Genomic DNA, 24,802 nt, shown 5'->3' with positions numbered 1-24,802 from the left:
ATGGGGTCGTGCCCGCGGGCTGGGTACCCTGGAGACGTGGGTGTCGTATCCGATGGGAAGAAGGCGTATCGACTGCTCCGGCGCGCGCTCGCGTCGAGGACGGCGGTGCAGCGGGTACGCCGCAGACTGGCGGCTTCGGAACCGCATCCGCAGCAGCATTACAAGGTGGCGGTCTACTTCGCCGACGGTGCGGTGAACATGTACCAGATGCGGCAGTGGTACCGGCCGCTGGCCGAACTGGCGAAGCTCTGGCCCGTCGTCGTGCTCTCCCGCAGCGCGACGGGCGCCGAGAAGCTCCTCGACGAGGACGCCCCTCCCGTCGCGTTCGTGCCGAAGGTGCGCGACCTCGAGCGGTTCATCGCGAAGCAGGACATCCGTGTCGTCCTCTACGTCAATCAGAACACCCGCAACTTCCAGATGTTCCGCTACGGCAGGCGCTGGCACGTCTTCATCAACCACGGCGAGTCCGACAAGATGTACATGACCACCAACCAGTACAAGGCGTACGACTACGCCCTGGTGGCAGGGCAAGCCGCGCGCGACAGGCTCTCCCGCACGCTGTGGGACTACGACATCGAGCGCAGGACGATCGAGATCGGCAGGCCCCAGGCCGATCACTACTCCGGGTCGCTGCTGTACACGCCGGACGATCGAACAGTCGTGCTCTACGCCCCGACGTGGGAGGGCGATCGCCCCAGCGCCTACTACGGCTCGATCGCGAGCCACGGCGAGACCCTGGTCAAGGAACTCCTCGCCACCGGCCGCCACAGGGTGCTCTACCGGCCGCATCCGCGCAGCGGTGTCGTCGATCACGCCTACGGCGCGGCGCACCGCAGGATCATCGCGGCGATCGAGGCCGCGAACGCGGCCGACCCCGCCGCAACCCACATCTACGACGACGGACCGGAGCTGGGCTGGCAGCTGGCCGCCGCCGACGTGGCGATCGTCGACATCTCGGCGATGGTCTACGACCGCCTCGCGGCGGGGAAGCCGCTCATGATCACCCGCCCCCTCGATGAGCGCGCCTCGATCGACACCAAGGGCTATCTCTCGGACTGCGAATGGCTGACCGTCGACGGCGCGGCCGACATCGTCGCCGAGATCGAGCGCGTGAGGGCGGATGAGGACGCCGTCAAGAAACTGCGCATGTGGGTGCACCACTACTTCGGCGACACCACTCCTGGTGTGGCGACGGCCAAGTTCCATGCGGCGATCGAACGCCTCATGGGCGAGTGGGATGAATGGCGCGCGCGCGAGATCGGCGAGTCGCAGACGGGCGAGGACGACGACGACGAGGAAGCCAAGGACGGCGACGATTGAGCGGCGACTTTCCGCTCACGGCGGCGTCGGCCGCCCGGTTCGAGGCGGTCGGCCAGTCCCCGTCGACGAACGCCCAGCTGCGCGAGGACGCCGAGCGCGCGCCGCACCTCAGCGTGCTTCTCACGACCGACCAGACCGCAGGGCGCGGCCGGCTCGATCGTGTGTGGACCGCGCCGGCCGGATCCGCGCTCGCCGTGTCCGTGCTGCTGCGGGCGCTCCCCGCTGCGGAGGATCGCGGCTGGATCCCGCTCGCTGCGGGGCTGGCGATGTGCGAGGCGGTCGCCGCGCAGCTGCCGGGCCATGAGGTGGGCGTGAAGTGGCCCAACGACGTGCTCGTCGACGGGCGTAAGATCTGCGGCATCCTCGCCGAGGGAACGTCGGACGCCGTGATCGTCGGCGCGGGCGTGAACACCCTCATGACCGCCGCGCAGCTGCCGGTGCCCACGGCCACCTCGTTCGCGGTCCTCGGTGCGCAGGCGGATGTCGACCGGCTGGCGGCGGATTTCGTCGCCGGACTCGATCGCCTCGTGGCGGATGTGGCGCGGCACGGCGCTGACGCATCCGGCATCCGGGCGCGGGTCGCCGACCGCCTGCTGACCCTTGGACGCGACGTCGAGGTGATCCTGCCCGATGCGGTGACGATACGGGGGCGGGCGACCGGGATCGCGGCCGACGGGCGGCTCATCCTCCGCGCCGGAGGAGCGGATCATGTCATCTCCGCCGGTGACGTCGTGCACGCCAGACTCGGCGACCGCTGAGAGCTGACACGCCGTCTCCTGAACGGCGTTGTCGGCGACCTCGGCCACAATGGAGGAGTGACGCAGCCAGTGACGCTCGGGGGACGGCCGATGATGCCGCCGCCAGGCACGCCAGCGGAGGAGCTGCTCATCGCGCGCTTCCGGGCGCACGCGCGCAGGCTCACCTGGTCCGCGCTGCTGCTCATCGCCATCTTCGGTGCGACTGCGTACTTCTACGACAACCTTCCTGGCGGCTTCGAGAACTGGATGCTCCTCGCGGCAGCCGCCGTGCTCGTGCTCGTCGGCGTCGTCGTCCCCTTCCTCGTCTGGTTGTCTCGCACCTACGTGATCACGACGAGGCGGATCATCGTCAAGGACGGCATCGGGTCTCGCCGTCGCAGAGAGATGTCGCATGTCCGGGGTTACACGATCACCGTCCGCCGCGGCATCCTTCAGCGTCTGTGGGGCACGGGGACGATCTCGCTGTCCAACGGCGTCGACGCTCCGCTTCGGCTGACGAACGTGCCCAGCGTGTCGCTCGTGCATGAGACGCTCGCCGACCAGATCGAGGTGAATCAGATCCTCGCGCACCGGGATGCCCAGGCTGCCGGCGATTCCGCGCCTGTCGCCTGAGCGGCGTCCGACGAGGCGGCGATGCGGAAGAATGGTCGTGACGAACGGAGTGCGCGGATGGCGTTGCGTGTAGGTGTGATCGGCGGCGGGCAGCTGGCCAGGATGATGATCGCTCCGGCGGTCGAGCTGGGGATCGAGATCCGAGTGCTCGCCGAGGCGGAAGGCATGTCGGCGCAGCTCGCGGCGACCGCAGTGGGCGACTATCGGGACCTCGACGCCGTGCGCGCGTTCGTCCGTGATGTCGACGTCGTCACCTTCGACCACGAGCACGTTCCGCAGGACGTGCTGCGCGCTCTCGTGGCGGATGGCGTGGCCGTCCACCCCGGACCCGATGCGCTGCGCTTCGCGCAGGACAAGCTCGACATGCGGGCCAGGCTCGCCGAGCTCGGCGTTCCGCAGCCGGACTGGGCGGCGGTCCGGTCGCAGGACGAGCTGCAGGCGTTCCTCGACGATCACGGCGGCCGTGGGGTCGTGAAGACGCCGCGCGGCGGCTACGACGGCAAGGGCGTCCGCGTCGTCTCGACCGCGGCGGATGCCGCCGATTGGCTGGATGCGCTCTCCGACGGCTCGGCCCTGCTCGTCGAGGAGCTGGTCGGATTCGTCAGAGAGCTCGCTCAGCAGGTCGCGCGCCGCCCGAGCGGCGACATCATCGCGTACCCGGTCGTCGAGACCGTGCAGCGCGACGGGGTGTGCGCGGAGGTGCTCGCTCCCGCGCCGAACGCGACGGCCCGGCTGGCGGAGGTGGCCGAAGGCATCGGCCGTCAGATCGCAGAGGGCCTCGGTGTGACCGGGATGCTCGCGGTCGAGCTGTTCGAGACCGACGACGAGCGCATCCTCGTCAACGAACTGGCGATGAGGCCGCACAACAGCGGGCACTGGAGCCAGGACGGTGCGGTGACCTCGCAGTTCGAGCAGCATCTTCGCGCTGTCGCCGACCTGCCCCTGGGGGAGACCACGCCCCGCGCACCGTGGTCGGTGATGGTCAACATCCTCGGCGGGCCCGCCGAGGGCACGCTCGATGAGCGGTTCGCGGATGCTCTGGCCGCGCACCCCGCCGCCAAGGTGCACACCTACGGGAAATCGCCGCGGCCCGGTCGCAAGGTCGGGCACGTGAACGCCGCAGGGGACGACCTCGACGACGTCGTGTTCATCGCCCGAGCGGCGGCCGACCACTTCCACTGAGCGGGGGCGCTTCGACAGGCTCAGCGAGCTGGTCGGCGCTGTTTTCCGCTCCCTGAGCCGCCTTTTCCGCTCCCTGAGCCTGTCGAAGGGGGCCCCCGCCGCGTGCCGTTCAGGGCAACCGAAGGTGCCGCGCCCTACCCTGGGTGAGTGACTGAGCCGCTGCACTCCTCTGCCCAGCCCCTCGTCGGTGTCGTGATGGGCTCCGACTCCGACTGGCGGGTGATGAGCGACGCCTCGCAGGCGCTCACCGACTTCGGGATCGCCCACGAGGTGGAGGTCGTCTCGGCGCACCGCACCCCGGACAAGCTGATGAGCTACGCCAGGGAGGCGAGGGCTCGGGGCATCCGCGTGATCATCGCCGGCGCAGGGGGCGCAGCTCACCTGCCGGGGATGCTCGCCTCGATGACGCCGCTGCCCGTGGTCGGCGTCCCTGTGCCACTGGCCTATCTGGACGGCATGGACTCCCTGCTCTCGATCGTGCAGATGCCGGCCGGCATCCCCGTCGCCACGGTATCCATCGGTGGCGCGCGCAACGCGGGCATCCTGGCGGCGCGCATCCTCGGGGCATCCGATGCAGCGGTCGCCGACCGCATCGAAGAGTACGCCCGCACCCTGGAGGGGCAGGTGGCGGAGAAGAATCAGCGCCTGAAGGACTCGCTGTGACGCTTGCCGGGGCGCGTGTCGCGCCCAGGCCGATGATCGAGACACGGCCGCTGCGCAATCCGGACGCGGCTGACGCGGCCATGATGGGCCGCCGCGGCTGGTGGCTGCTCGTCCTCAACGTCTTCGTGCCAGGCTCGGCGCAGGTGCTCGCCGGCAATCGGAGGCTCGGACGCTTCGGGCTCGGCGCAACGCTGACGGGATGGCTCCTCGTCGTCGCCGCGGCGGCGATGGCGCTGTTTGCGAGGCCGGCGTTCCTCTGGCTGACGGTGAGCGCCGGATGGTTCTCCGGTCTCGTCCTCACCCTCGTCCAGGTGCTGCTGGTCGGGTACGTGGTGCTGTGGGCGGTGCTGACGTTCGACGCGCTCCGTCTCATGCGCCTGGTCAAGGTGCCGTCCTTCTCGCGGTTGGCGCTACCCGTCGTGGCACTGGTGATCCTCGGCCTCCTCGGCGGGGGTGCGGGCTATGCGGCCACATCGGTCGGCTCGGCGCGTGACGCGCTAGGCACGATCTTCGGCCAGAGCGGGCCGAGCCTCCCGCCGAGCGACGGCTACTACAACATCCTCCTGCTCGGCGCGGACAGCGGTGAGGGCCGGGATTCGATGCGCTACGACAGCATCTCCGTCGTCTCCGTGAATGCGGACTCCGGCGCCGTGACGATCACCGGGATACCGCGCGATATGCCCGGCTTCCCGTTCGCCGAAGGGCCGATGCAGGATCTCTACCCCGACGGGCACGCCAGTCACAGTGACAAGACCTGTGGCTGGGGGAGCGGGATCAACCAGCTCCGTACGGAGGTCGAGCTCTGCCGGGCCGATGAGAACCTCTATCCGGATGCCGAGGCCAACGGGTCGGAGCCGGGCATCGAGGCGACCAAGGATGCCGCGGAGGGGATCCTCGGGATCGAGATCCCGTACTACGTCTTCATCGACATGGACGGCTTCGCCGCCCTCATCGACGCCCTCGGCGGCGTGGACATCACGGTCACGGAGCGACTGCCGAAGGGCGGCGGACCGGCATACAAGGGACAGCCCGCCGAAGACTGGGCGATCGGCTGGATCGAGGTCGGGGCACAGCACATGAACGGCGACACAGCGCAGTGGTACGCGCGGTCGCGTTACACCACCAGCGACTGGGACCGGATGAAGCGGCAGCGCGAGCTGCAGACCGCGATCCTCGCCCAGTTCACCCCGCAGACCGTGCTCACGCGCTTCAACGAGATCGCGTCCGCCGGAACCGCGCTCGTGGCCACGGATCTCCCACAGGACAAGCTGCCCGAGTTCTTCGACCTGATCCTGAAGGCGAAGGACCAACCGGTGACGGCCATCGAGCTCACGCCTGACGGCGGCATCGACTTCGAGAACCCGAACTACGAGTACATCCGCGAGCTGATCCAGGAGAAGCTCCACCCACCGACACCGACTCCGACGCCGTCGTCCTGAGCCGTCCCAGGGGGCTTGCCCCGTCCACCGTGAGGGGGATGCGGGCGATCGTGGACACGGGGGATCATCGGAGCATGAGCGAGACGATCTTCACTCCAGGCGCCGCCGTGCAGACGATCCACGGCCCAGGCTCGGTCCTCGATGTGCGGGCCACTCCTGCCGGCCGGTTCGTCTTCGGCGTCGAGAGCGCCGATGGCGAAGTGCGCTACTACACCGAGAAGGCGCTTCGACTGGATCGGCGATAGTCCCGTCGACGCGAGACCCGTGGGGACTCGCCGGTCGGAGGGGACGACAGTGGGCCCGGAGAGCCCCACGCTCTCCGGGCCCACTCAGGCCCGAGACGGCGGCGGTCGGAGGGGGAGGAACCGCCGCCGTCCGGCCAGTCGCGGTCGCCGCGATGCGGCGCCCGGACTCAGGCCCGCCGGCGGCGAACCGCGGCGGTGGCGATCAGGATTCCTCCACCGGCTGCGGCGATGGCGCCGCCTCCGAGCACCCACGGCGACACCGAGGCTCCGGTGAGCGCGAGCTCCATGTTCGAGCTGGAACCCGAGAGCGGAAGCTCGGTCCCCGCAGCGGCGACGCCGGGGTCGTGGTCGCAGCTCGACGCATCGTCGTGGCTGCTCGACACCGTGATGGTCGCCGTGTAGGAGCGCTCCGCACCCGTGAACGTGATCGCGTAGGATCCGGAACCGCCGGACGGAGGACGGAACGTCAGGACGAGCCCTCCGTCCGCGGCGGCGGTGCTGCCGGAGTACGTCGCGTTCGCGGCATCCAGACCCGAGACGGAGACGCCGAGGCGCTCGCCGGGCAGGAAGTACCCGGCACCGAACGTCACGGTCGATACGTCGCAGACATCGATGATCGGGTCATCGACCCAAGCGCGCGGATCGTTCGCATACGGATCGGACGCCGAGACATGAGCGAGACCGCTCGGAGCGGCGGTGGCGACGGCAGGTGCGGCAAGCACGAGCGCGCCAGCGGTGAGGCTGATCGCAGCCAATTTCTTCAGCATGATTTCTCCCCCAGAGAGATACACGCGGAATCATGACGTCATCACACCCCTGCGATCACGTCATGTGGACTCTCCCTGCCCCCACGGCAGGTATGGCAGAGCCCGAATTCCCCAGTGGTTCGACACTACATCACCGCGGGGTCAATGTCACGATCCGCAGCGAAGTTCTGCCCGTGTCGTCTCAGGAGCCCGCACCATCGGGGTGATCGCCGTCTCCGTGAGGCGTTCGCCGGCGCCCTCGCCGGTGAATCGGACCGTTATCGTGGTCGACTCGCCGGGCGCGAGCTCGACGGAATGCTGGATGACCGTGCGGTCGTCCACTGTCGCCGTCTGAACCGGCTCCTCCGAGCCGTCCCTGTCGATGTGCGAGGGGAGCGCGCCCTGCGGGCCGTAGACGGCGATGAGGGTCCGCGTGCTCCCTGGCGGCACATCGTACGCCCCGTCGCCGGTGACATAGCCGGGCAGGCTGCTCGCGGCATCGGCGGGGGCGCCGTTCGTCCAGGTGACCGTGACCTGCGTCGTCGGTTCTCCGGAGCACACGCCCACGGCTGTGCTGATCGTCGCGTCGGCGTAGAAGTCCATCTTGCCGCCGGTCGTGTCGTTGACGAGCACGCCGACCCAGGTCGCATCATCGTCGTCCTGAGCGAGCGTCCCTCCCAGCGTGGAGCGGGCGAGGATCTCCTGCTCTGGCTCGTGCGCGCTCCAGATGCGGACGCGGCCCTCGTCGGCGCTGTCGACGAGGGCTCCGAGGAGGGCCTGAGGCTCGGCGCCGCGCATGGCGGCTGCCAGCAGCGCCCCGGAAGCGTTCGCGAACACGGCATCCTGCTGCGCGGGGTCGGGGAGCGCGCTGTAGATCTCGGAGAGCAGGACGTCGAGGATGTCGTCGGCGTTCACGGTGAACGGACCGAAGGCGATGTCACCCGTCGCCGCGACGAGATGCTCGGCCACGACCGCGTCGACGGCGATCACGCCGTCGATCGTGCCGCCGAACCTGTCGGTCCACCGTGTCGAGATCGCCTGGGCTGCCTCAGGGAACTCGATGACGCTGGTGAGGTTCTGGATGTGCGTTCCCGGCTGGTCGTCGAACAGCGCGACCGTGGTCTCGCTCATCTCCAGCGGCTCGGCAAGCGGAGGGAAATCCCTCGTCGAGGCATTGCGCACGATGCGGATCTGACCCTTGTCCGCCGTGACGAGAGCAAGGGCGCCGACGATGCCCCCCGATGAGCGCAGCTCGGCGTTGTTCTGCATCGCCACGACGTACGAGCGCGGGCCGTCCGTGCCGAGCATGCTCGGCAGCAGGACGGATGCGCCGTGCAGCGCACCGACGACGCCGGTGGCCTCCGAGACGACGGAGCGCAGCTCGCGGACGGCGTCTGCCAGCGCGGGGATCGTGGCGTCGGCGTCGATCGCCCTCGCCTTCGCATCCGCATCGGCGAGCACCGTGCTCGCATCAGCCAGCGGTGCCTCGACTGCGGCGAAGGGCGCGAGATCGATCGCGGTCCCTGTGAATCCGAGGCCCGCGAGATCCAGCCCCTCTGCGGCATCCAGCACGGGGGAGAGCGCGTCGGCCGCGACGCTGTCGGCGATCTCGGCGACCTCCCGCACCGCGGTGAAGTTGGCTCCGAGCCAGGGCGTGAACTCGAAGCCGCGCCAGATCGGATCTCCGGTCAGATCGCGTGCTGTGGAGGCCTGCGTCGCGATGCTGTCCGCGGCGTTGCGGGCGCGATCGATGTCGCCTTCGGCGATGGCCGCCTTCACGCGGGTCGCGGAGTGGGAGATCTGCTGCAGTGCGCTCGCCGCGCCGATGCCCCGGACGACCACCCAGCCGATCGCGAGCAGGAGCAGCACCAGCAGGGTGCCGATGACCCAGCCCAGCCATCGCCGTCTCACAGGAAGCCGCCCATCGCTCACGAGAGCATTCAAGCACGAACCGTCGCGAACGGGTGTGCTGGCCTCCTGGCGCGAATCCAGGGTGCGCACCGTCGCCAGGATTACGCTTCACCTATGGGTGCTCAACTGCGTGTGATTCTCGATCAGGTCGATCGGGTCGTGCACGACGACATCGCCTCGGCATCCCTCGACCTCACCGCCGGGCTGATCGCGACGGCGCCCTCAGGATGCGAGGTGGAGGCCATCGTTCCCGCCGGTGGAACCCCGCAGGTGCGCGGGCTCAGCGAGGTGCGCACGCTCTCGCTCGCGCGCCGTGAGCTGGCCGCGTCGTGGCAGCTGGGGATCGCCCCTGGCGTCGGCGGCGGTCTCGTGCACGCACCGAGCCTCATGGCGCCCCTCGTCCGGCACGACCGTGTCAACGACTCGAATCAGGTCGTCGTGACGCTGTGGGACCTCGATGCCTGGGAGGCGCCGTCCTCGCTCCCCAAAGCGGCGGTGGCGTGGCAGCGGGGGATGCTCCGCCGCGCGGCCAAGCACGCCGACGCCGTCGTCGTGCCCACGCACGCCTTCGCGGAGCGGCTGGGCGGGATCGCGCGCTTCGGAGATCGCGTGCGGGTCATCGCCGGCGCGCAGCCGACGTCTTTCACGGCGCCGACGGATGCCGTCGGGCGACGGCGCACGCTCGACATGCCCGACCGCTACGTCGTCCTGACGGGGCCCACGGACGCTCTGCAGGAGGGATTCGCCGCGGCGAGTGCCGCGGACGTGGATGCCGTGGTGCTGGATGCGCCGGAGGGGGTGGAGCCGGACATCGTCGAGATCGCCTCGGCTGCGGGTCTGCCCGAGCGCCGCGTGCACGTGCGCGGCCGTCTGGACGCCCAGGACAGGGCGGCCGTCCTGGCTGACGCTCTCGTCCTCATCGACGTCTCGGCGCGTTCGGCGTGGCCGTGGCGCGCGGTGGAGGCGATGGCGCTGAGCATCCCCGTCGTCGCCGTCGATGGGGATGTGCACCGGGACGTCCTCGCCGACGGCGCGCGACTCGTCGATGCCTCGGAGCTGGTCGATGCCGTGACGGATGCCGTGGGGGAGGGCGCCGCCCGCCTGCGGGTGCTCGCCGGGGACCGCTCGCGGGCCTTCTCATGGGCCAGTGCGGCGGAGCGGGTCTGGGCGCTGCACGCGGATCTCTGACGGGCGTCATCCGAGGCTGAGATCTTGCTGGAAGGGTGCGACACGCCCGGGGTCAAAGCGGCGAATTTCTGATCACAGTGGCATCATCTGGCCACTTGAGTCACACTAGTCACATGTCTCGACGTGCCCCACGCTCTCGAAACGTGCTTCGGATCGCCCGCATCCTCGCCGTGTTCGCCGCCGTTCTCGCGGTGTCCGTCAGCACGGTGACGCCGCTCTCCGCAGCATCCGCGACGACCGTGACGGCGGGGGTGGGAGCCGTGCAGCCCGCACGCGCCGTCGGCGATATCGCCGCGTCGGGGCTGGCGAAGACGACGCTCGTCGGCTTCAACGCCGGGAACATCATCAGCGATGCCGTGTTCACGAAGAAGAGCACGATGACCGAGGCGCAGATCCAGACGTTCCTCAACAGCAAGGTCAAGACCTGCCGTTCGGGATACACCTGCCTCAAGGACCTCAAGACGGCTACTCAGTCGAAAGCTGCGGACAAGTACTGCTCGGCGTACGCGGGAGCGAAGAGCGAGAGCGCTGCACGGATCATCTATAAGGTCGCGCAGGCCTGCGGCATCAACCCGCAGGTGCTCATCGTCATGCTCCAGAAGGAGCAGGGCCTCGTGACGCACACCTGGCCGAGCGACTGGCGGTACAACGCCGCGATGGGGCAGGCGTGCCCCGACACCGCACCCTGCAACGTCGCCTTCGCGGGGTTCTTCGCCCAGGTGTACGGCGCCGCGCGCCAGATGCAGATCTACATGGACGGCGTCTACTTCACCTGGTACGCCCCGGGCAAGACCTGGAACGTGCTGTACCACCCGAACGCCTCGTGCGGTCGCGGCGCCGTGAAGATCGCGAACAAGGCGACCTCGGCCCTGTACTACTACACGCCGTACCAGCCGAACGCCGCCTCGCTCGCGGCCGGCTACGGCACCGGCAACTCCTGCTCGAGCTACGGCAACCGCAACTTCTACAACTACTTCACCGACTGGTTCGGATCGACGCAATCGGCTCCGGCGCCGGCGTACACGGTTGCGGGGGCGATCGCGACGGAGTGGAAGGCGAGGGGCGGGGCGACCGGAAACCTCGGCAACCCGCTCGCGGCAGCGCAGGTGGTGACCGATCCGAACGGCAACGGCCTGGCGCAGAAGTTCCAGGGCGGTTGGATCCACTCATCGAGCACCGGAACGTTCACGTCGTGGACCGCGATCATGACGGAGTACAGCGCTGCGGGGTGGCTGAGGGGAGACCTCGGCTGGCCTGTCTCCAACCAGGTGTGCACATCGGGCATCTGCACGCAGCCGTTCCAGGGCGGGATCATCGCGTATCCGACCGGGGGCAAGGCCACGACCACGTTGGGCATCTCGCCGGACGCCATCACCGCGGAGCACACGGCGCGCGGCGGGGCCAAGGGCAGCCTGGGCGCCGCCCTCGCGGCAGTGCAGATCATCTCCGATCCCCAGGGCAACGGCCTTGCACGGAAGTATGCCGGCGGCTGGATCCACTCCTCGGAGGCCGGCACCTTCGCGTCGTCGACCGCGATCATGACCGCGTACAGCGCTGCGGGCTGGGTGCGAGGCTCACTCGGATGGCCCACTGGCGCCGAGACCTGCAGCAACGGTCTGTGCTCGCAGCCGTTCGAGGACGGGGTCATCGCATACTCCTCCGGCAAGGCTGCGGTGGCGTTGCCCGGTGTATCGACGGCGAACGTCAAGACCGTCCTCGCCGCGAGCCAGACGGGGATCGGCGCGGCTGCCGCACCCGTGCAGCTGGTCACCGATCCGAACGGCAACGGGCTGGCCCGCAAGTATGCGGGCGGCTGGATCCATGCGTCCGAGAGCGGGACCTTCACGACGGCGACCGCGCTGATGACGGCGTATAGCAAGGCCGGCTGGTTGCGCGGCAGCCTCGGGTGGCCGATCGCTGCGCAGCAGACCGTCACAGACCCGAACGGCAACGGGCTCGCGCAGCAGTTCGATGGCGGCTGGATCCACTCATCGTCGGCAGGTGCGTTCTCCTCGTCGTCCACGGTGATGACGGCATACAGTGCCGCGGGCTGGGTGCGAGGGACGCTCGGGTGGCCGGCCGGTGCGGAATTCTGCACGGGCAACGGATGCGTGCAGTCGTTCGGCGGCGGGCTCATCGGCTACGTCAAGGGCAAGGCGGCGGCCGCGATCCCCGGGGCGACGGCGAAGGCCGTCACCTCGGCGGCGTCCGCAGCCTCGCTGGGCAAGTCCCTGGCCACCCTCCAGGTCGTCGCAGACATCAACGGCGCAGGGCTCGCCCAGAAGTTCACGAACGGCTGGGTGCATTCCTCGGAGCACGGCACCTTCGCATCGTCCACGGCGGTGATGACCGCCTACAGCGGTGCCGGCTGGGTGCGAGGCAAGCTGGGCTGGCCGATCAGCGCCGAGACGTGCACGGGGACAGCGTGCGTGCAGGCCTTCGAAGGCGGTGTGATCAGCTACGTGAAGGGGAAGCAGGCTTCGGTCGCCCTCGGCGTCACGGACGCCGCCGTCACCGCCGCTGCGAAGAAGGCGGCTCTCGGATCCTCGGACGGAGCCTCGCAGCTGGTCGCGGATGTCAGCGGTTCCGGTCTGGCGCAGAAGTTCGCAGGCGGCTGGGTTCACTCGTCGAAGAACGGCACGTTCGCGTCTTCGGCGACGGTGATGACGGCCTACAGTGCGACGGGATGGGTGCGCGGCAAGCTCGGCTGGCCCACGGGGTCGGAGGCCTGCACGGCCACCCTGTGCACGCAGACCTTCCAGGGCGGGACGATCTCCTACGCACCCGGTGGTGCGGCCACCGCGACGCTCAAGTGATCGGCAGGTCCGGCGGCTACAGTAGAACGTATGAAGGTACTGCTCACTGGAGCTGACGGATTCATCGGATCGCATCTCGCGGAGCAGCTGGTCAGGGATGGCCATGACGTTCGTGCGCTGGTGCTGTACAACTCGTTCGATACGCGCGGCTGGCTCGACGGGATCGCTCCCGATGTCGCGGCGCAGATCGAGTTCCTCCCCGGCGACATCCGCGATCCCGCACTGATGATGTCTGCCGTCCGAGATCGCGACGCCGTCCTCCATCTCGCGGCTCTCATCGCCATCCCTTATTCGTATGCCGCGCCGGACCTTTACGTCCAGACCAACATCCAGGGCACGCTGAACCTGTTGAACGCGGCGCGCGCAGCAGATGTGAGTCGTTTCGTGCACACCTCGACCAGTGAGGTCTACGGCACGGCCCGCTATGTACCGATGGATGAGGGCCACCCGCTCCAGGGGCAGTCGCCGTACTCCGCTTCTAAGATCGCCGCCGACCAGATGGTCAACGCGTATCATGCGTCGTTCGGTCTGCCCACCGTCACCATCCGACCTTTCAACACCTTCGGGCCCAGGCAGTCGGCGCGCGCGGTGATCCCGACGATCATCAGCCAGCTCGCAGCGGGCAAGCGTGAGATCCAGCTCGGCGCACTCACGCCGACCCGCGACTTCACCTACGTACCCGACACCGTGTCGGGGTTCACCACAGCGCTCAGCAGCACCGCGGGTGTGGGAGAGGTCATCAATCTCGGCGTCGGATTCGAGGTCTCGATCGGGCGCACCTTCGAACTGATCGCAGAGGCCATGGGCATCGACGCCACCGCGACGGAGGACCCCGCGCGCCTCCGGCCCGCGAACTCGGAGGTTGAGCGGCTGTTCTCCGACAACACCAAGGCACGTGAGGTCCTCGGGTGGACGCCGCAGTTCGACGGGGATGACGGTTTCCGCGAAGGCTTGCGAGCGACGGCCGAGTGGTTCACGGATCCGGCGAACCTCGCGCGGTATCGGACCGACACCTACGTCGTATGAACGTCGCCGCAGACATCGTCCGTTCCGTCCGCGGCGTCGTCGGTGATGCGCCGTTCGTCGGCCTGCATGTTCCGAGCATCGCCGAGCACGAGAAGGCCAGAGTCATGGAGTGCCTGGATTCGACGTTCGTCTCGAGTGTGGGAACGTTCGTCACGGATTTCGAGTCCGGGATAGCCGCATTCACCGGCGCAGCACATGCGGTCGCCGTCTCGAACGGGACGTCGGCGCTTCAGGTCGCGCTGGAGCTCGCAGGCGTCGGCCCCGGTGATGAGGTCATCGTCCCGACGCTCTCCTTCGTCGCGACGGCCAACGCCGTTTCCCACACCGGCGCGGTCCCGTACTTCGTGGACAGCGACGAGGAGACTCTCGGAATGTCCGTGGAGGCGGTCGAGCGTGTGCTCCGGGCCGCGCGGTCAGGCGAGCGGGGACCTGTCAACGGCACGACGGGACGACGCATCGCCGCGATCGTCCCTATGCATACTCTGGGCCACCCGATGCGCATCGCAGAGCTCGTCGCGCTCGCCGACGAGTTCGGCGTCCCTGTCGTCGAGGACGCGGCGGAGTCGCTGGGCAGTCGCACCGACGGTGTTTACACCGGGACGATCGGCCGACTGGGGATCCTGAGCTTCAACGGGAACAAGATCATCACTACCGGCGGGGGAGGGATGATCCTCACCGATGACGACGAGCTCGCCCTTCGGGCCAAGCACCTCACCACGACGGCGAAGCTCCCGCATCGATGGGAGTTCGAGCACGACGAGGTAGCGTACAACTATCGGATGCCGAATCTGAACGCGGCCCTCGGGGTCGCGCAACTGGAGCGATTGCCCGAGTTCCTCGATGCGAAGCGCCGGCTCGCAGCGAAGTACGAAGCCGTCTTCGCGGACGTGCCAGGGGTGAGCTTCTTGACGGAGCCCACCGGCACATCGAGCAACTACTGGTTGTGTGCGATCCGGATCGACGGCACGCTCGCTGAGCGGGACGCTGTCCTCACCGCGACGAACGACGCGGGCCTGCAGTGCCGGCCGTTCTGGAACCTGCTCCACACACAGGCGCCGTACCGTGATCTGCCGCGGGCGCAGACGCCTGTGGCAGAGGCGCTGCACGGGAGCACGGTGTGCATCCCCAGCACTCCCGCCCTGGTGGGCGCGTGAGAACCGTCGCCGTCCTCACCGGGACACGCGCGGATTATGGACTGTTGCGCGGGCTGCTTCGCGCGATCGACGACGAGCCAGGGCTTACGCTGCGCCTGATCGCCACGGGAAGCCACCTCCTCGACGAGTTCGGCCGGACGAGTGCTGAGATCGAAGCGGACGGATTCGATGTCGCTGTTGCGGTGCCGATCTGGTCGTCGGACGACGACCGTCAGGCGGTCGCCGCCGACGTCGGCGCCGCCATTCCCCGGTACTCCCAGGCACTCGCCGAGATCGATCCTGACATCCTCGTCGTCCTGGGTGACCGCCTTGAGGCGTTCGCGGCCGCGACGGCCGCGACGATCCTCTCGGTGCCGATCGCACACATCCACGGCGGTGAGGTCACCGAGGGAGCGATGGATGATGCCCTCCGGCATTCGATCACCAAGATGGCCTACCTGCACTTCCCCTCGACCGAGGATCATCGCCGCCGCGTGATCCAGCTCGGCGAGGCCCCCGAGCGGGTTTTCGCGTACGGCGCTCCGATCGTCGACGCGCTCGACCAGCTCGAGCTTCTGTCCGGCCACGCGGTCGAGGAGAGATTCGGCGTGCGGCTCGCTTCGCCGACGGCACTGGTCACGTTCCATCCCGCGGTCATGGACGCCGCCGACCCCGAGGAGCTCGTCGACGAGATGCTCGCAGGCCTCCTCGCTGTCGACGACCTGCACATCGTCATCACGGGTTCGAACTCGGACATCGGCACGAAGGACGTGCGCTCGCGCATCGCCGCGTTCATCGCCGCGTATCCCGACCGGGCCGACTTCGTCGAGTCGTTCGGGCAGCTCGGCTACTTGAGCGCGATGTCGGCGGCGGCGGTGGTCGTCGGCAACTCCTCGAGCACTGTGCTCGAGGCGCCGGTGCTCGGGGTGCCGTCCGTGCTCATCGGCGACCGTCAGAAAGGACGGCCGCTGGCGGATTCCGTCACTGTGCCGAACCCGGTTCGCGGCGAGATCGCCTCCGCCATCCGGGCAGCCATCGCGCGGCCGGCGGGGGACGGCACGACGATCTTCGGCATCCCTGGATTCGCCGCACAGACGGCCGCCGCACTGCGAGACGCAGAGATCCCCAGGCCGCCCAGGAAATCCTTCCACGACCTCGAAGGAGGCTCAGCCCATGACTGAACAGGTCTTCGTGATCGCTGAAGCGGGAGTCAACCACAACGGTTCTCTCGCGACGGCGAAGGAGCTCGTCGATCTGGCGGCCTCGGCAGGTGCCGATGCGGTGAAGTTCCAGACCTTCTCCGCCGATGCGCTGGCGCTCGAATCCGCCGCGCTGGCCGACTACCAGCGCCTCTCCGACGATGACGGCCGGACGCAGCACGATCTGCTGCGTCAGCTGGAGCTGTCCCACGACGAGTTCCGCTCCCTCCGCGACCATTGCGACGCGCGCGGCATCCGGTTCTTGTCGACGGCGTTCGACACGGCAGGTCTGGACTTCCTCGTCGGCGAGCTCGGCATCCCGATCGTGAAGATCGCTTCAGGAGATCTGACGTTCGCCCCCTTGCTGGTCGCTGCCGGCCGCACCGGCCTCCCCGTGATCGTGTCGACCGGGATGGCCGATATCCCCGAGATCGCGCGCGCGCTGCGCTTCATCGCCGCCGGCGTCGCTCAGGCCCACGGCGTGCTGCCCGCCGGGGCGCGGATCACGAGCGACGCACTCGAGGTCGCCTGGGAGCGTCGGGACGACGCCGTCGACTTCTCCGAGCACGTGACGATCCTGCACTGCACGACCGAGTACCCGGCAGCGGACGAGCACCTCAATCTGCGCGCCATGCAGACGATCGCTTCGACGTTCGGGCACAGGGTCGGCTACTCGGATCACTCGCTCGGCTCGCTGGCCTCCGTCCTCGCGGTCGGCCTCGGCGCCGCCGTGGTCGAGAAGCACTTCACCTTCGACGTCGATGCCGACGGCCCTGACCACGCCGCTTCTCTGGACCCGGATGGTCTGCACGCCTACGTCGCCGATCTCCGTCGGGTGCCCGTCATGCTCGGCTCCGAGGAGAAGCGCTGTCAACCTGTCGAGGAGGGCAACCGCGCCGTCGTGCGCAGGAGCCTTGTGGCCACGACCGACATCGTGGCAGGGGCCACCATCGCCGAGGGTGACGTCGCGTGCTTCCGACCGGCTTCGGGGCGCAGCACGTTCGACTACTGGGAGGTCGTGGGCGCCCCCGCGACCCGCGACTATCGCCGGGGCGATCTGATCGATGGCTGATCTCGTTCTGCTCGGCGGAGGAGGGCACGCGCGCTCCGTGCACGCGGCGCTCGCAGCGGCGGGACGTGATGTGCGCGGTTACGTCGCACCGAAGCCGTCTGGCGACTGGGATCTGCCGTACCTCGGCACCGACGAGGTGCTCGACTCGCTGAATCCGGAGGAGGTGCAGCTCGTCAACGGCCTCGGCTCCGTCGGATCGACAGTGTTACGTCGACGCGTGCACGAGGACGCCGTCGCGCGTGGCTTCGAGATCGCAGGCGCCGTCCACCCGCGTGCGATCGTCGACTCAGGCGCTGCGGTCGCCGTCTCGGCGCAGGTGCTCGCCGGTGCCGTCGTCAATGTCGGCGCCGTGATCGAGGAAGGCGCCATCGTGAACAGCGCTGCCGTCGTGGAACACGATGCGACGGTCGGCGCCCATGCGCACATCTCTCCGGGCGCTGTGCTCGCCGGGGGAGTCACCGTGGGTTCTGGAGCGCATGTCGGCCTCGGCGCCCGGGTTCTGCAGGGGCTCGCGATAGGGTCGGGGAGCATCGTCGGGGCTGGCGCCGTCGTGATCAGGGACGTGCCATCGGGTACCACCGTCGTCGGTGTGCCGGCGCGGGAGATACAGAGTGGTGAGGAAGAGCGCGCATGACAGACAGGGCAGATCTGATCGTCGCGCCGGATGACAGCATCCGTGTGACGTTGATGCATCTCGATCGCAGTCGCCTTCAGGTCGTCTTCGTCGAGGACAGCGAAGGTCGACTCGTCGGCGCGGTGAGCGACGGCGACGTGCGCCGCGGGCTGTTGGCGGGTGCCGGGCTCGACGACACGGTGGATACGGTGATGAATCCCGCCCCTGCTACGGTCGCCCCCACCGCCAGCCAGGAGGACGTCGATCGCTTGCGTTCGACGAGAGGGATCCGGGTGATCGCGGTGGTCGACGACGATGGCCGGATGGTCGACGTGGTCGCGGAGGGCGAACGGATCGCCACACCGCTGGCGACGCCCGTGGTGCTGATGGCCGGGGGGCGAGGCCAGCGCCTGTATCCGATCACCAAGGACATCCCCAAGCCGCTGGTCCCGCTGGGGGACGTCCCCATGATCGACATCATTCTCGGACGGCTCCACGAGCAGGGCTTTCGCCGCGTGCACGTCTCCGTCAATCATCTCGGACACCTCATCGAAGAGCACCTCGGGGATGGTTCGAACCACGGTCTGGAGATCACCTATCTGTACGAGCCGGCACCGCTCGGGACTGCCGGGGCGCTGGGACAGTTGCGGGATGCCGTCGATGTGCCGTTCGTCGTGATGAACTCCGACCTGCTCACGCAGGTCGATCTCCGACGCATGCTGGCCTTCCACAGCGACAGCGGCGCGAGCGCCACGATCGGCGCACGCGAGTACGGGTTCGAGATCCCGTACGGCGTCATCCGCCGGGACGGTGACCGGGTGACGGCGTTGGCCGAGAAGCCGTACCACAGCGAGCTCGTGAGCGCGGGGATCTATGTGCTCGAGCCGACAGCACTGCGGATGCTCGAGCAGGACGAGTACTGCGACATGCCGACCCTCTTGGCGCGTCTCATGGAGGACGACCGATCCGTCGGCGCCTTTGAGATCCGTGAGGAGTGGATCGACGTGGGCCGGCCGGAGGATCTTGAACGCGCCCGCCAGGCGTGGGAACGGAGAACACGATGAGGATCTGCACCATCACCGTACGGGCGGGCTCCAAGGGCGTGCCGGGCAAGAATCTCAGGATCGTCGCGGGCAAACCCCTCTTCGGTCACTCCGTCGCACAGGCCGTCGCGACCGGTCTCTTCGATGAGGTCGTCGTGTCGAGCGACTCCGAGGAGATCCTCGAACTGGCGCCGCGTTTCGGCGCGACGGGCGTCGTTCGCAGACCCGCCGAGATGGCGACGGACACGGCTGGCAAGGTCCCGGCTATCGCTCATGCGGTTCGGGCGACCGAGGAGCGCACAGGGGACCGGTACGACGTCTGCGTGGATCTGGATGCGACGAGTCCGCTCCGCACGATCGACGACATCCGCGACGCCGTCGCGATGTTCGAGGCCGCGCGCCCCGAGTCGCTCATCACGGGTGCTGAGGCGCGTCGCAATCCGTACTTCAACCTCGTGGAGGAGCAGCCAGACGGCACGGTCGTGGTCAGCAAGACTCCCGACGACGCTGTGCTGCGCCGCCAGGATGCGCCACGGTGCTTCGACATGAACGGGTCCATCTACGTCTGGCGCCGCGAGTCTCTGCTGGAGGATCAGGTGGTGTTCTTCCCGTCCACGATCCTCTTCGAGATGCCTTCGGATCGATCCATCGATGTCGACAGCGAGTTCGACTTCCGTGTGGTCGAGTGGCTGATGCAGCAGAGGACTGATCTGTGAGCGCAGGGGACGCGCTGGGCGAGCGGACTTCTGATGCGGTGCGCAAGATCCTCGACCTCGAGAACGACGGTCCGGATGTCTTGTTCGACGCGCTTCCGGGCGCGACCGTGCCGTTCTGGGCGCAGGTCCGCGTGCAGGTCGGCTGGGCACTGTCGGCACAGCAGAACGGGAGTGTGGACGTCGAAACCACCAGTTCGTGGAGCAGGTGGGGCGAACTGAAGCGTGTCGCCCGTGGATACCTGCCGAGTCGCTGGGATGCGGTGCGGCGAGCCCGACCGCATCCGGTGTGTTTCTACGTATCGGGTGTCACACTGGCGGCGGAGGGCGACAGAGCACGTAACTGGTTGGTCGACGATTACGCCGAGGCATCCGAAGACGCCGTGGTCGTGCAGGCGAGGCCGCTTCCGGCTGCACTCGGACGGCCTGTCTTCGAACCGACGCTGAGCCTGGAGGCCGCGACGGCCAGGGCGCGATGGCGGGCCAGGGGCAAGCCGCTGCCTGCCGGTACCGAGAGCCGGATTCGGGAGATTCTTGCAGAGTGCGCCCGCCGGCTCGGCGTGCCGTCGGATTCGTTCGCTGCGATCGGGCGCTCACGGTTGCGGCCTGAGGTCTTGCGCCCGCACCTGCAGGATGAGGTGAAGCGCATGTTCGAGCGGATCCGACCCGAGCTCGTCTTCTATGACAACGGCTCGTACACGTACAACGGCGAGACCATTGGTCTCCTCAAGGACCTCGGTGTGCGAGTCGTCGAGCCTCAACACGGTTGGATCGGGCCTTCTCACGTCGCGTACAACTTCGGAGACGCCTGGTCCGAGCCCCGCCTCGCACGTGCGCTGCCGGACGAACTACTCACGTTCGGAAGCTATTGGTCCGACTCGATCAGGTACCCAGGCGAGGTGACGGCGCTCGGCAAGCCGCACCTGGAGCGACAGGCTGCGCTGGCGCCGTCGACGAGGCCGAAACAGATCCTCGTGGTGTCGTCTCGTGCGGATCCAGAGGGTACCGATGCGTTCGTGGTGGATCTCCGCGCTGCCGTCGGGAAGGAGTGGCGCGTCGTTTTTCGTCCCCACCCAGGGGAGCTGGCCGAGACCGAGCGACGCTACCCACGTCTCTCAGGCGAGCCTGGGGTGACGGTCGATCGCGTGAACGACGTGTACGAGACTCTCAAGAGCTCCGCTGTCGTCATCGGCGTCGCAAGCACTGTCCTCTTCGAGGCACGTGCATTCGGGTGCCACGTGATCGCGCGGGACAGTGCTTTTGCGGAGAACGTGATCGGTGCTGCATTCGGGGATCGCGTCACGAGCGTCACGGAAACCGTCGCCCGTCTTCGCGGGCTCGAGACCGGCAACGGTGTGGATGCATCAACCGACCCGCAGATCTGGGCTCCAAATGCTGTGTCCAACTATCAACGGTGGCTGCACACACGGCTGTCGCGCCGCGAATGAGTCGCGCCATTCACCGCGGATTCAGCGGGCTCTGACCTAGACTTGTGGAAGTTTCGCGACGGCTCCCGTCGTCGCGTGTCGAGTGAGTGGGCCTGTGACTGAATCCCGAGATCTGTTCGCCGTCGTCCCGCGCTCCGAGTTCGACACCCCTGGCAAGAGCCACGGGCTGATCGATGTGGTGCGCTGGCGCTATCTGCTGCGCCTCCTGGTGCGCACGGGCGTCACGACGCGCTACCGCAACTCCGTGCTCGGCTGGACCTGGTCGTATGTCCGGCCCGCCGCGCAGTTCATCGTGTTCTGGGTCGTCCTCGGTCTCTTCATGAACCTCGACCGCGGCATCCCGAACTACGCGATCTACCTGTTCTCCGGCATCGTGATGATCAATCTCTTCTCGGAGGCCTACAAGAACGCGACGACCTCGATCGTGGGCAACGCGCCGCTCGTGCGGAAGGTCTTCCTGCCGAGGCAGCTCTTCGCCGTCTCCGCCGTGATCGTCGCCTTCGTGCACTTTCTGCCGCAGGTCGGCCTCCTCCTGCTCGTCTGCCTGATCCTGGGCTGGGCGGTGAACATCTCAGTCCTGTCCGTGCTCGCGATCTTCGCAGGCATGGCGATCGTGATGATCTTCGCGCTCGGGCTCGGGCTCCTGTTCGGCGCCATCAACGTCCGGTTCCGGGACGCGGAGAACATCGTCGAGCTGCTCCTCCTGCTCGCCACCTGGGCCTCTCCCGTGCTCTATGCCTGGACGCAGGTGCAGGATGCGATCGTCGGCAAGCTCGGCTGGCCGCAGTGGATCCTCGAGGTCTACATGCTCAATCCCATCACGCAGGGCGTCGAGCTCTTCCACTACGCCTTCTGGCGTCCGGTGACGTCGGCCGCCTTCGAGATTCCGCCGGGATTGGCATGGAACACCCTGTGGACGTTCCTCATCGCCGTGGCGACGCTGCTGTTTGGCCAGTTCGTCTTCCGCCGCCTCGAAGGAAAGTTCGCCCAGGACCTATGAGCACGCAGAGCACTGCTCGACCGAGCATCATCATCGATGGCGTGCGCAAGCGCTTCACGCTGAACCATGCCTTCTCGTTGAAGGACACCGTCGTCGCCTGGATCAAACGCCGCAAGCTCACGAGCGAGTTCGAGGCGCTCAAGGGGCTGGACCTCGTGATCGGCGAGGGGGAGTCCGTCGCCATCCTCGGTTTCAACGGCTCTGGAAAGTCCACCCTCCTCAAGCTCGTCTCGGGCGTCATGGAGCCGGACGAGGGCGAGGTGCTGACGCGCGGACGCGTCGCAGGGCTCATCGAGGTCGGCGCGGGATTCCATCCCGAGCTCTCAGGACGGGAGAACGTCTTCCTCAATGCAGCCATCCTCGGCATGAAGCAGCACGAGATCGAGGCGCGCTATGACGAGATCGTCGCGTTCAGCGAGATCGAGCAGTTCATCGATCAAGAGGTCAAGCACTACTCGTCGGGCATGTTCATGCGCCTGGCGTTCTCCGTCGCCATCCACGTGGAGCTCGACGTGCTGCTCGTCGACGAGATCCTCTCGGTCGGAGATGCTCCGTTCCGCGAGAAGTGCCGGTTGAAGTTCGAAGAACTCATCGCGAAGGGCAAGACCCTCGTCGTCGTGAGCCACGACATGGAGATGGTGCGGGAGCTCTGCACCCGCGGCGTGGTGATCAACAAGGGCGAGGTCGTCTACGACGGCGAGATCGAGGGCGCCATCGCGCTGGTGGATGCATGATCCTCGACTGGCTCGCGCAGGCGCCGGTTCTGATCGTCGCGATCGCGGTCGTCTTCGTGCCGGGTGTTCTGGCGCTGTGGGGGGTCGGGATCCGCGGGTTGGCCCTCATCGGCCTCGCTCCCGTGTTCGGCGTCGCCGTCGTCGGCGTGAGCGCCCTCCTCCTCGGCATCCTCGGCATCGCCTGGTCCCCGGTCAGCTGGGCAGTCGCAGCATTCGTCCTGATCGTGCTCGCCTGGGTTCTCGGACTCGTGCTCGGCAGGCGACTCGACGCACACGAAGCATCCGGACGCCGTTGGATCCTCGTCGTCGCCCTCGTCATCGGGGTGCTCTTCGGTCTCTGGCGGCTGACCGCGTACATCTCGGATCCTTCAGGGATCTCGCAGACCAACGACGCGGTCTTCCACATGAATGCCGTGCGGTATGCGATCGAGACGGCCGACGCCTCTTCGCTGCACGTCAACTCCGTGATCGGAGGCCGCAGCTTCTACCCCGCGGCATGGCACGGCATCGTCTCTCTGATCGTGATGGTGACGGGAACGTCCATCCCGATCGCGGCCAACATGCTCACGCTCGTGATCGGCGCGTTGATCTGGACCCTCGGTGTGGCGTGGCTGACTCTGCGCATCACAGACTCGCGTGCCGTCGCCGGATACGCGGCTGTCCTCTCCAGCGCTCTGCAGGCGTTCCCGTTGCTGATGTTCCAATGGGGCGTGCTGTTCCCGAACGCACTGTCGACCGCACTGGTGCCGGCCGGTGTCGCGGTCGTGATGTCGATCCCGCGATGGAGTCGCGCGGGTGAGCCCTGGCGAAGCGGGGTGCGAGGCGGGCTGCTGGTCATGGTGGTGGCTGGCGCGCTGCTGCTGTCGCAGCCGGCGGCGTTCCTGCCCTGGGCGGCGATCAGCATGGTGTGGTTGTCCTACCGGCTGATCTGGTCGCCGCAGCGGCTGAACCGGCGCGCGGGCGTGACCGTCGTCATCGCCGCGTGGATCATGCTCGCGGTCATCTGGCTCTATCTCGCGCAGGGGACGTCCGGATCGCACTGGCGTCCGTTCCGCAGCTGGCCCGCGGGGCTGTTGGACGTCCTGCTCAACGGTCACGTCATGATCCCGTATGCATGGGGCGTGAGCGGCCTCATGATCCTGGGCCTGATCGTCGCAGTGCGCCACGGGCAGTTGCGTTGGTTCGTCGTCGCATGGGCCGGCATCGCCGGGCTCTATCTGCTGGCCGCCTGCGCCGGACGCGACATCTTCCGTGTCGGAATCCTCGGGGCGTGGTATGCCGATCCCTATCGCATCGCCGCGCTCGCCCCGATCGTCGTCATCCCGCTCGCGGCGATCGGAATAGATGCCATCGTCAGGGCGATCACCGCCCGCATGAAGCGGATGGGATCGGACGCCGCTCGCCAGGGAACGATGGTCGTCGCGGCTCTCATCGCCACCGCACTCTTCATGGTCGTGCTCGTCGCGACTCGTGGCGTCGCGATGCCGGCTGTCACGGAGGGAAGCTTCGACCGGGATTCGCGGTACGTGCTGCTCGCGGACACGTATCTGAACCCTGATGAGCGCGCGCTGCTCGAGTCGTTGGACGAGTATGTGCAGCCCGGCGAACGCGTCATCGGCAATCCCAGCACGGGAAGCGGATTCGGGTACTTCCTGAGTGGTGTCGACGTCTATCCGCGCACCTGGTCGCCACCGAAGACCGAAGCCTGGGACGTCATCGCGGACAGGCTCAGGGATGCAGCGACGGACCCGAGTGTGTGCGCTGCGCTCGAGGTCTACCACGACCCGGAGTTCGTCGTGGACTTCGGTCTCGGAGAGACCGGCGCCGGCAGGTATCAGATGCCCGGCATGACCGGCTTCCAAGGCCACCAGGGATTCGAGCTCGTCGCAGAGCGGGGTGAGGCTTCTCTCTGGCGCATCACGGCATGCGATCAGTAGAAGT

The 24,802-nt window shown here is 67.9% G+C and carries 22 protein-coding genes; 20 read left to right on the top strand and 2 right to left on the bottom strand.

What is annotated here, in order from left to right:
* Nucleotides 1–36: 36 nt before the first annotated feature.
* The 7 genes from ACWGJP_RS14240 to ACWGJP_RS14210 all read left to right on the top strand — a co-directional run bounded on the left by ACWGJP_RS14240 (nt 37) and on the right by ACWGJP_RS14210 (nt 6,219).
* A complete protein-coding gene (locus ACWGJP_RS14240; RefSeq protein WP_452330461.1) occupies nt 37–1,320 on the top strand; it encodes a CDP-glycerol glycerophosphotransferase family protein in 1,284 nt (427 codons plus the stop codon).
* Nucleotides 1,317–2,078: a biotin--[acetyl-CoA-carboxylase] ligase gene (locus ACWGJP_RS14235; protein WP_452330460.1), complete on the top strand. Its 762-nt coding sequence runs from the start codon at nt 1,317–1,319 to the stop codon at nt 2,076–2,078. Before ACWGJP_RS14240 ends, ACWGJP_RS14235 begins: the two co-directional genes overlap by 4 nt.
* Before the next feature lie 57 nt (nt 2,079–2,135).
* Nucleotides 2,136–2,690 carry a PH domain-containing protein gene (locus ACWGJP_RS14230; RefSeq protein WP_452330459.1) on the top strand — a complete coding sequence of 185 codons (555 nt, stop codon included), beginning with the start codon at nt 2,136–2,138 and terminating at the stop codon, nt 2,688–2,690.
* A 21-nt stretch (nt 2,691–2,711) separates the two neighbouring features.
* Nucleotides 2,712–3,872, top strand: coding sequence for a 5-(carboxyamino)imidazole ribonucleotide synthase (locus ACWGJP_RS14225; RefSeq protein WP_452330458.1), 1,161 nt, complete (start codon nt 2,712–2,714; stop codon nt 3,870–3,872).
* A gap of 195 nt (nt 3,873–4,067) precedes the next feature.
* Nucleotides 4,068–4,535: a 5-(carboxyamino)imidazole ribonucleotide mutase gene (gene purE / locus ACWGJP_RS14220; protein WP_452330841.1), complete on the top strand. Its 468-nt coding sequence runs from the start codon at nt 4,068–4,070 to the stop codon at nt 4,533–4,535.
* Entirely contained in the window at nt 4,532–5,974 is a 1,443-nt protein-coding gene (locus ACWGJP_RS14215; RefSeq protein ID WP_452330457.1) for an LCP family protein, read from the top strand. The genes purE and ACWGJP_RS14215 overlap by 4 nt, the downstream gene beginning before the upstream one ends.
* A 74-nt stretch (nt 5,975–6,048) precedes the next feature.
* A complete protein-coding gene (locus ACWGJP_RS14210) occupies nt 6,049–6,219 on the top strand; it encodes a hypothetical protein (protein ID WP_452330456.1) in 171 nt (56 codons plus the stop codon).
* 167 nt (nt 6,220–6,386) lie between these two features.
* Here ACWGJP_RS14210 and ACWGJP_RS14205 read toward each other — a convergent pair whose 3' ends face one another.
* Complete coding sequence (locus ACWGJP_RS14205) at nt 6,387–6,986, bottom strand: hypothetical protein (RefSeq protein WP_452330455.1); 600 nt, start codon at nt 6,984–6,986, stop codon at nt 6,387–6,389.
* Nucleotides 6,987–7,133: 147 nt separating this feature from the next.
* Complete coding sequence (locus tag ACWGJP_RS14200; protein WP_452330454.1) at nt 7,134–8,897, bottom strand: DUF4012 domain-containing protein; 1,764 nt, start codon at nt 8,895–8,897, stop codon at nt 7,134–7,136.
* Between the two features lie 93 nt (nt 8,898–8,990).
* On the opposite strand from ACWGJP_RS14200, the gene ACWGJP_RS14195 reads away from it, so the two are divergent.
* The 13 genes from ACWGJP_RS14195 to ACWGJP_RS14135 all read left to right on the top strand — a co-directional run bounded on the left by ACWGJP_RS14195 (nt 8,991) and on the right by ACWGJP_RS14135 (nt 24,798).
* Nucleotides 8,991–10,064, top strand: a complete 1,074-nt coding sequence (locus ACWGJP_RS14195; RefSeq protein ID WP_452330453.1) for a glycosyltransferase — start codon at nt 8,991–8,993, stop codon at nt 10,062–10,064.
* 143 nt (nt 10,065–10,207) lie between these two features.
* A complete protein-coding gene (locus ACWGJP_RS14190; RefSeq protein ID WP_452330452.1) occupies nt 10,208–12,880 on the top strand; it encodes an LGFP repeat-containing protein in 2,673 nt (890 codons plus the stop codon).
* Nucleotides 12,881–12,910: 30 nt separating this feature from the next.
* Nucleotides 12,911–13,906: a GDP-mannose 4,6-dehydratase gene (locus tag ACWGJP_RS14185; protein WP_452330451.1), complete on the top strand. Its 996-nt coding sequence runs from the start codon at nt 12,911–12,913 to the stop codon at nt 13,904–13,906.
* Nucleotides 13,903–15,060 (top strand): LegC family aminotransferase, encoded by a 1,158-nt coding sequence (locus tag ACWGJP_RS14180; RefSeq protein ID WP_452330450.1) that lies wholly within the window; start codon nt 13,903–13,905, stop codon nt 15,058–15,060. Before ACWGJP_RS14185 ends, ACWGJP_RS14180 begins: the two co-directional genes overlap by 4 nt.
* Nucleotides 15,024–16,220, top strand: coding sequence for a UDP-N-acetylglucosamine 2-epimerase (neuC, locus tag ACWGJP_RS14175; protein WP_452330449.1), 1,197 nt, complete (start codon nt 15,024–15,026; stop codon nt 16,218–16,220). Before ACWGJP_RS14180 ends, neuC begins: the two co-directional genes overlap by 37 nt.
* Nucleotides 16,213–17,310 (top strand): N-acetylneuraminate synthase family protein, encoded by a 1,098-nt coding sequence (locus ACWGJP_RS14170; RefSeq protein ID WP_452330448.1) that lies wholly within the window; start codon nt 16,213–16,215, stop codon nt 17,308–17,310. Before neuC ends, ACWGJP_RS14170 begins: the two co-directional genes overlap by 8 nt.
* Complete coding sequence (locus tag ACWGJP_RS14165; RefSeq protein ID WP_452330447.1) at nt 17,303–17,944, top strand: acetyltransferase; 642 nt, start codon at nt 17,303–17,305, stop codon at nt 17,942–17,944. Before ACWGJP_RS14170 ends, ACWGJP_RS14165 begins: the two co-directional genes overlap by 8 nt.
* Nucleotides 17,941–18,987, top strand: a complete 1,047-nt coding sequence (locus tag ACWGJP_RS14160) for a nucleotidyltransferase family protein (RefSeq protein WP_452330446.1) — start codon at nt 17,941–17,943, stop codon at nt 18,985–18,987. Before ACWGJP_RS14165 ends, ACWGJP_RS14160 begins: the two co-directional genes overlap by 4 nt.
* On the top strand, nt 18,984–19,682 hold the full coding sequence (locus tag ACWGJP_RS14155; protein ID WP_452330445.1) for an acylneuraminate cytidylyltransferase family protein: 699 nt from the start codon (nt 18,984–18,986) through the stop codon (nt 19,680–19,682). Before ACWGJP_RS14160 ends, ACWGJP_RS14155 begins: the two co-directional genes overlap by 4 nt.
* Nucleotides 19,679–21,127 carry a hypothetical protein gene (locus tag ACWGJP_RS14150; RefSeq protein ID WP_452330444.1) on the top strand — a complete coding sequence of 483 codons (1,449 nt, stop codon included), beginning with the start codon at nt 19,679–19,681 and terminating at the stop codon, nt 21,125–21,127. Before ACWGJP_RS14155 ends, ACWGJP_RS14150 begins: the two co-directional genes overlap by 4 nt.
* A 94-nt stretch (nt 21,128–21,221) precedes the next feature.
* Nucleotides 21,222–22,127 (top strand): ABC transporter permease, encoded by a 906-nt coding sequence (locus ACWGJP_RS14145; protein ID WP_452330443.1) that lies wholly within the window; start codon nt 21,222–21,224, stop codon nt 22,125–22,127.
* Nucleotides 22,124–22,861 (top strand): ABC transporter ATP-binding protein, encoded by a 738-nt coding sequence (locus tag ACWGJP_RS14140; RefSeq protein ID WP_452330442.1) that lies wholly within the window; start codon nt 22,124–22,126, stop codon nt 22,859–22,861. The genes ACWGJP_RS14145 and ACWGJP_RS14140 overlap by 4 nt, the downstream gene beginning before the upstream one ends.
* Nucleotides 22,858–24,798 (top strand): DUF6541 family protein, encoded by a 1,941-nt coding sequence (locus ACWGJP_RS14135; RefSeq protein WP_452330441.1) that lies wholly within the window; start codon nt 22,858–22,860, stop codon nt 24,796–24,798. Before ACWGJP_RS14140 ends, ACWGJP_RS14135 begins: the two co-directional genes overlap by 4 nt.
* Nucleotides 24,799–24,802 lie beyond the last annotated feature (4 nt).

The organism is Microbacterium sp. NPDC055903, assembly GCF_053615555.1.
This window is presented reverse-complemented; position numbering and strand designations above follow the sequence as displayed.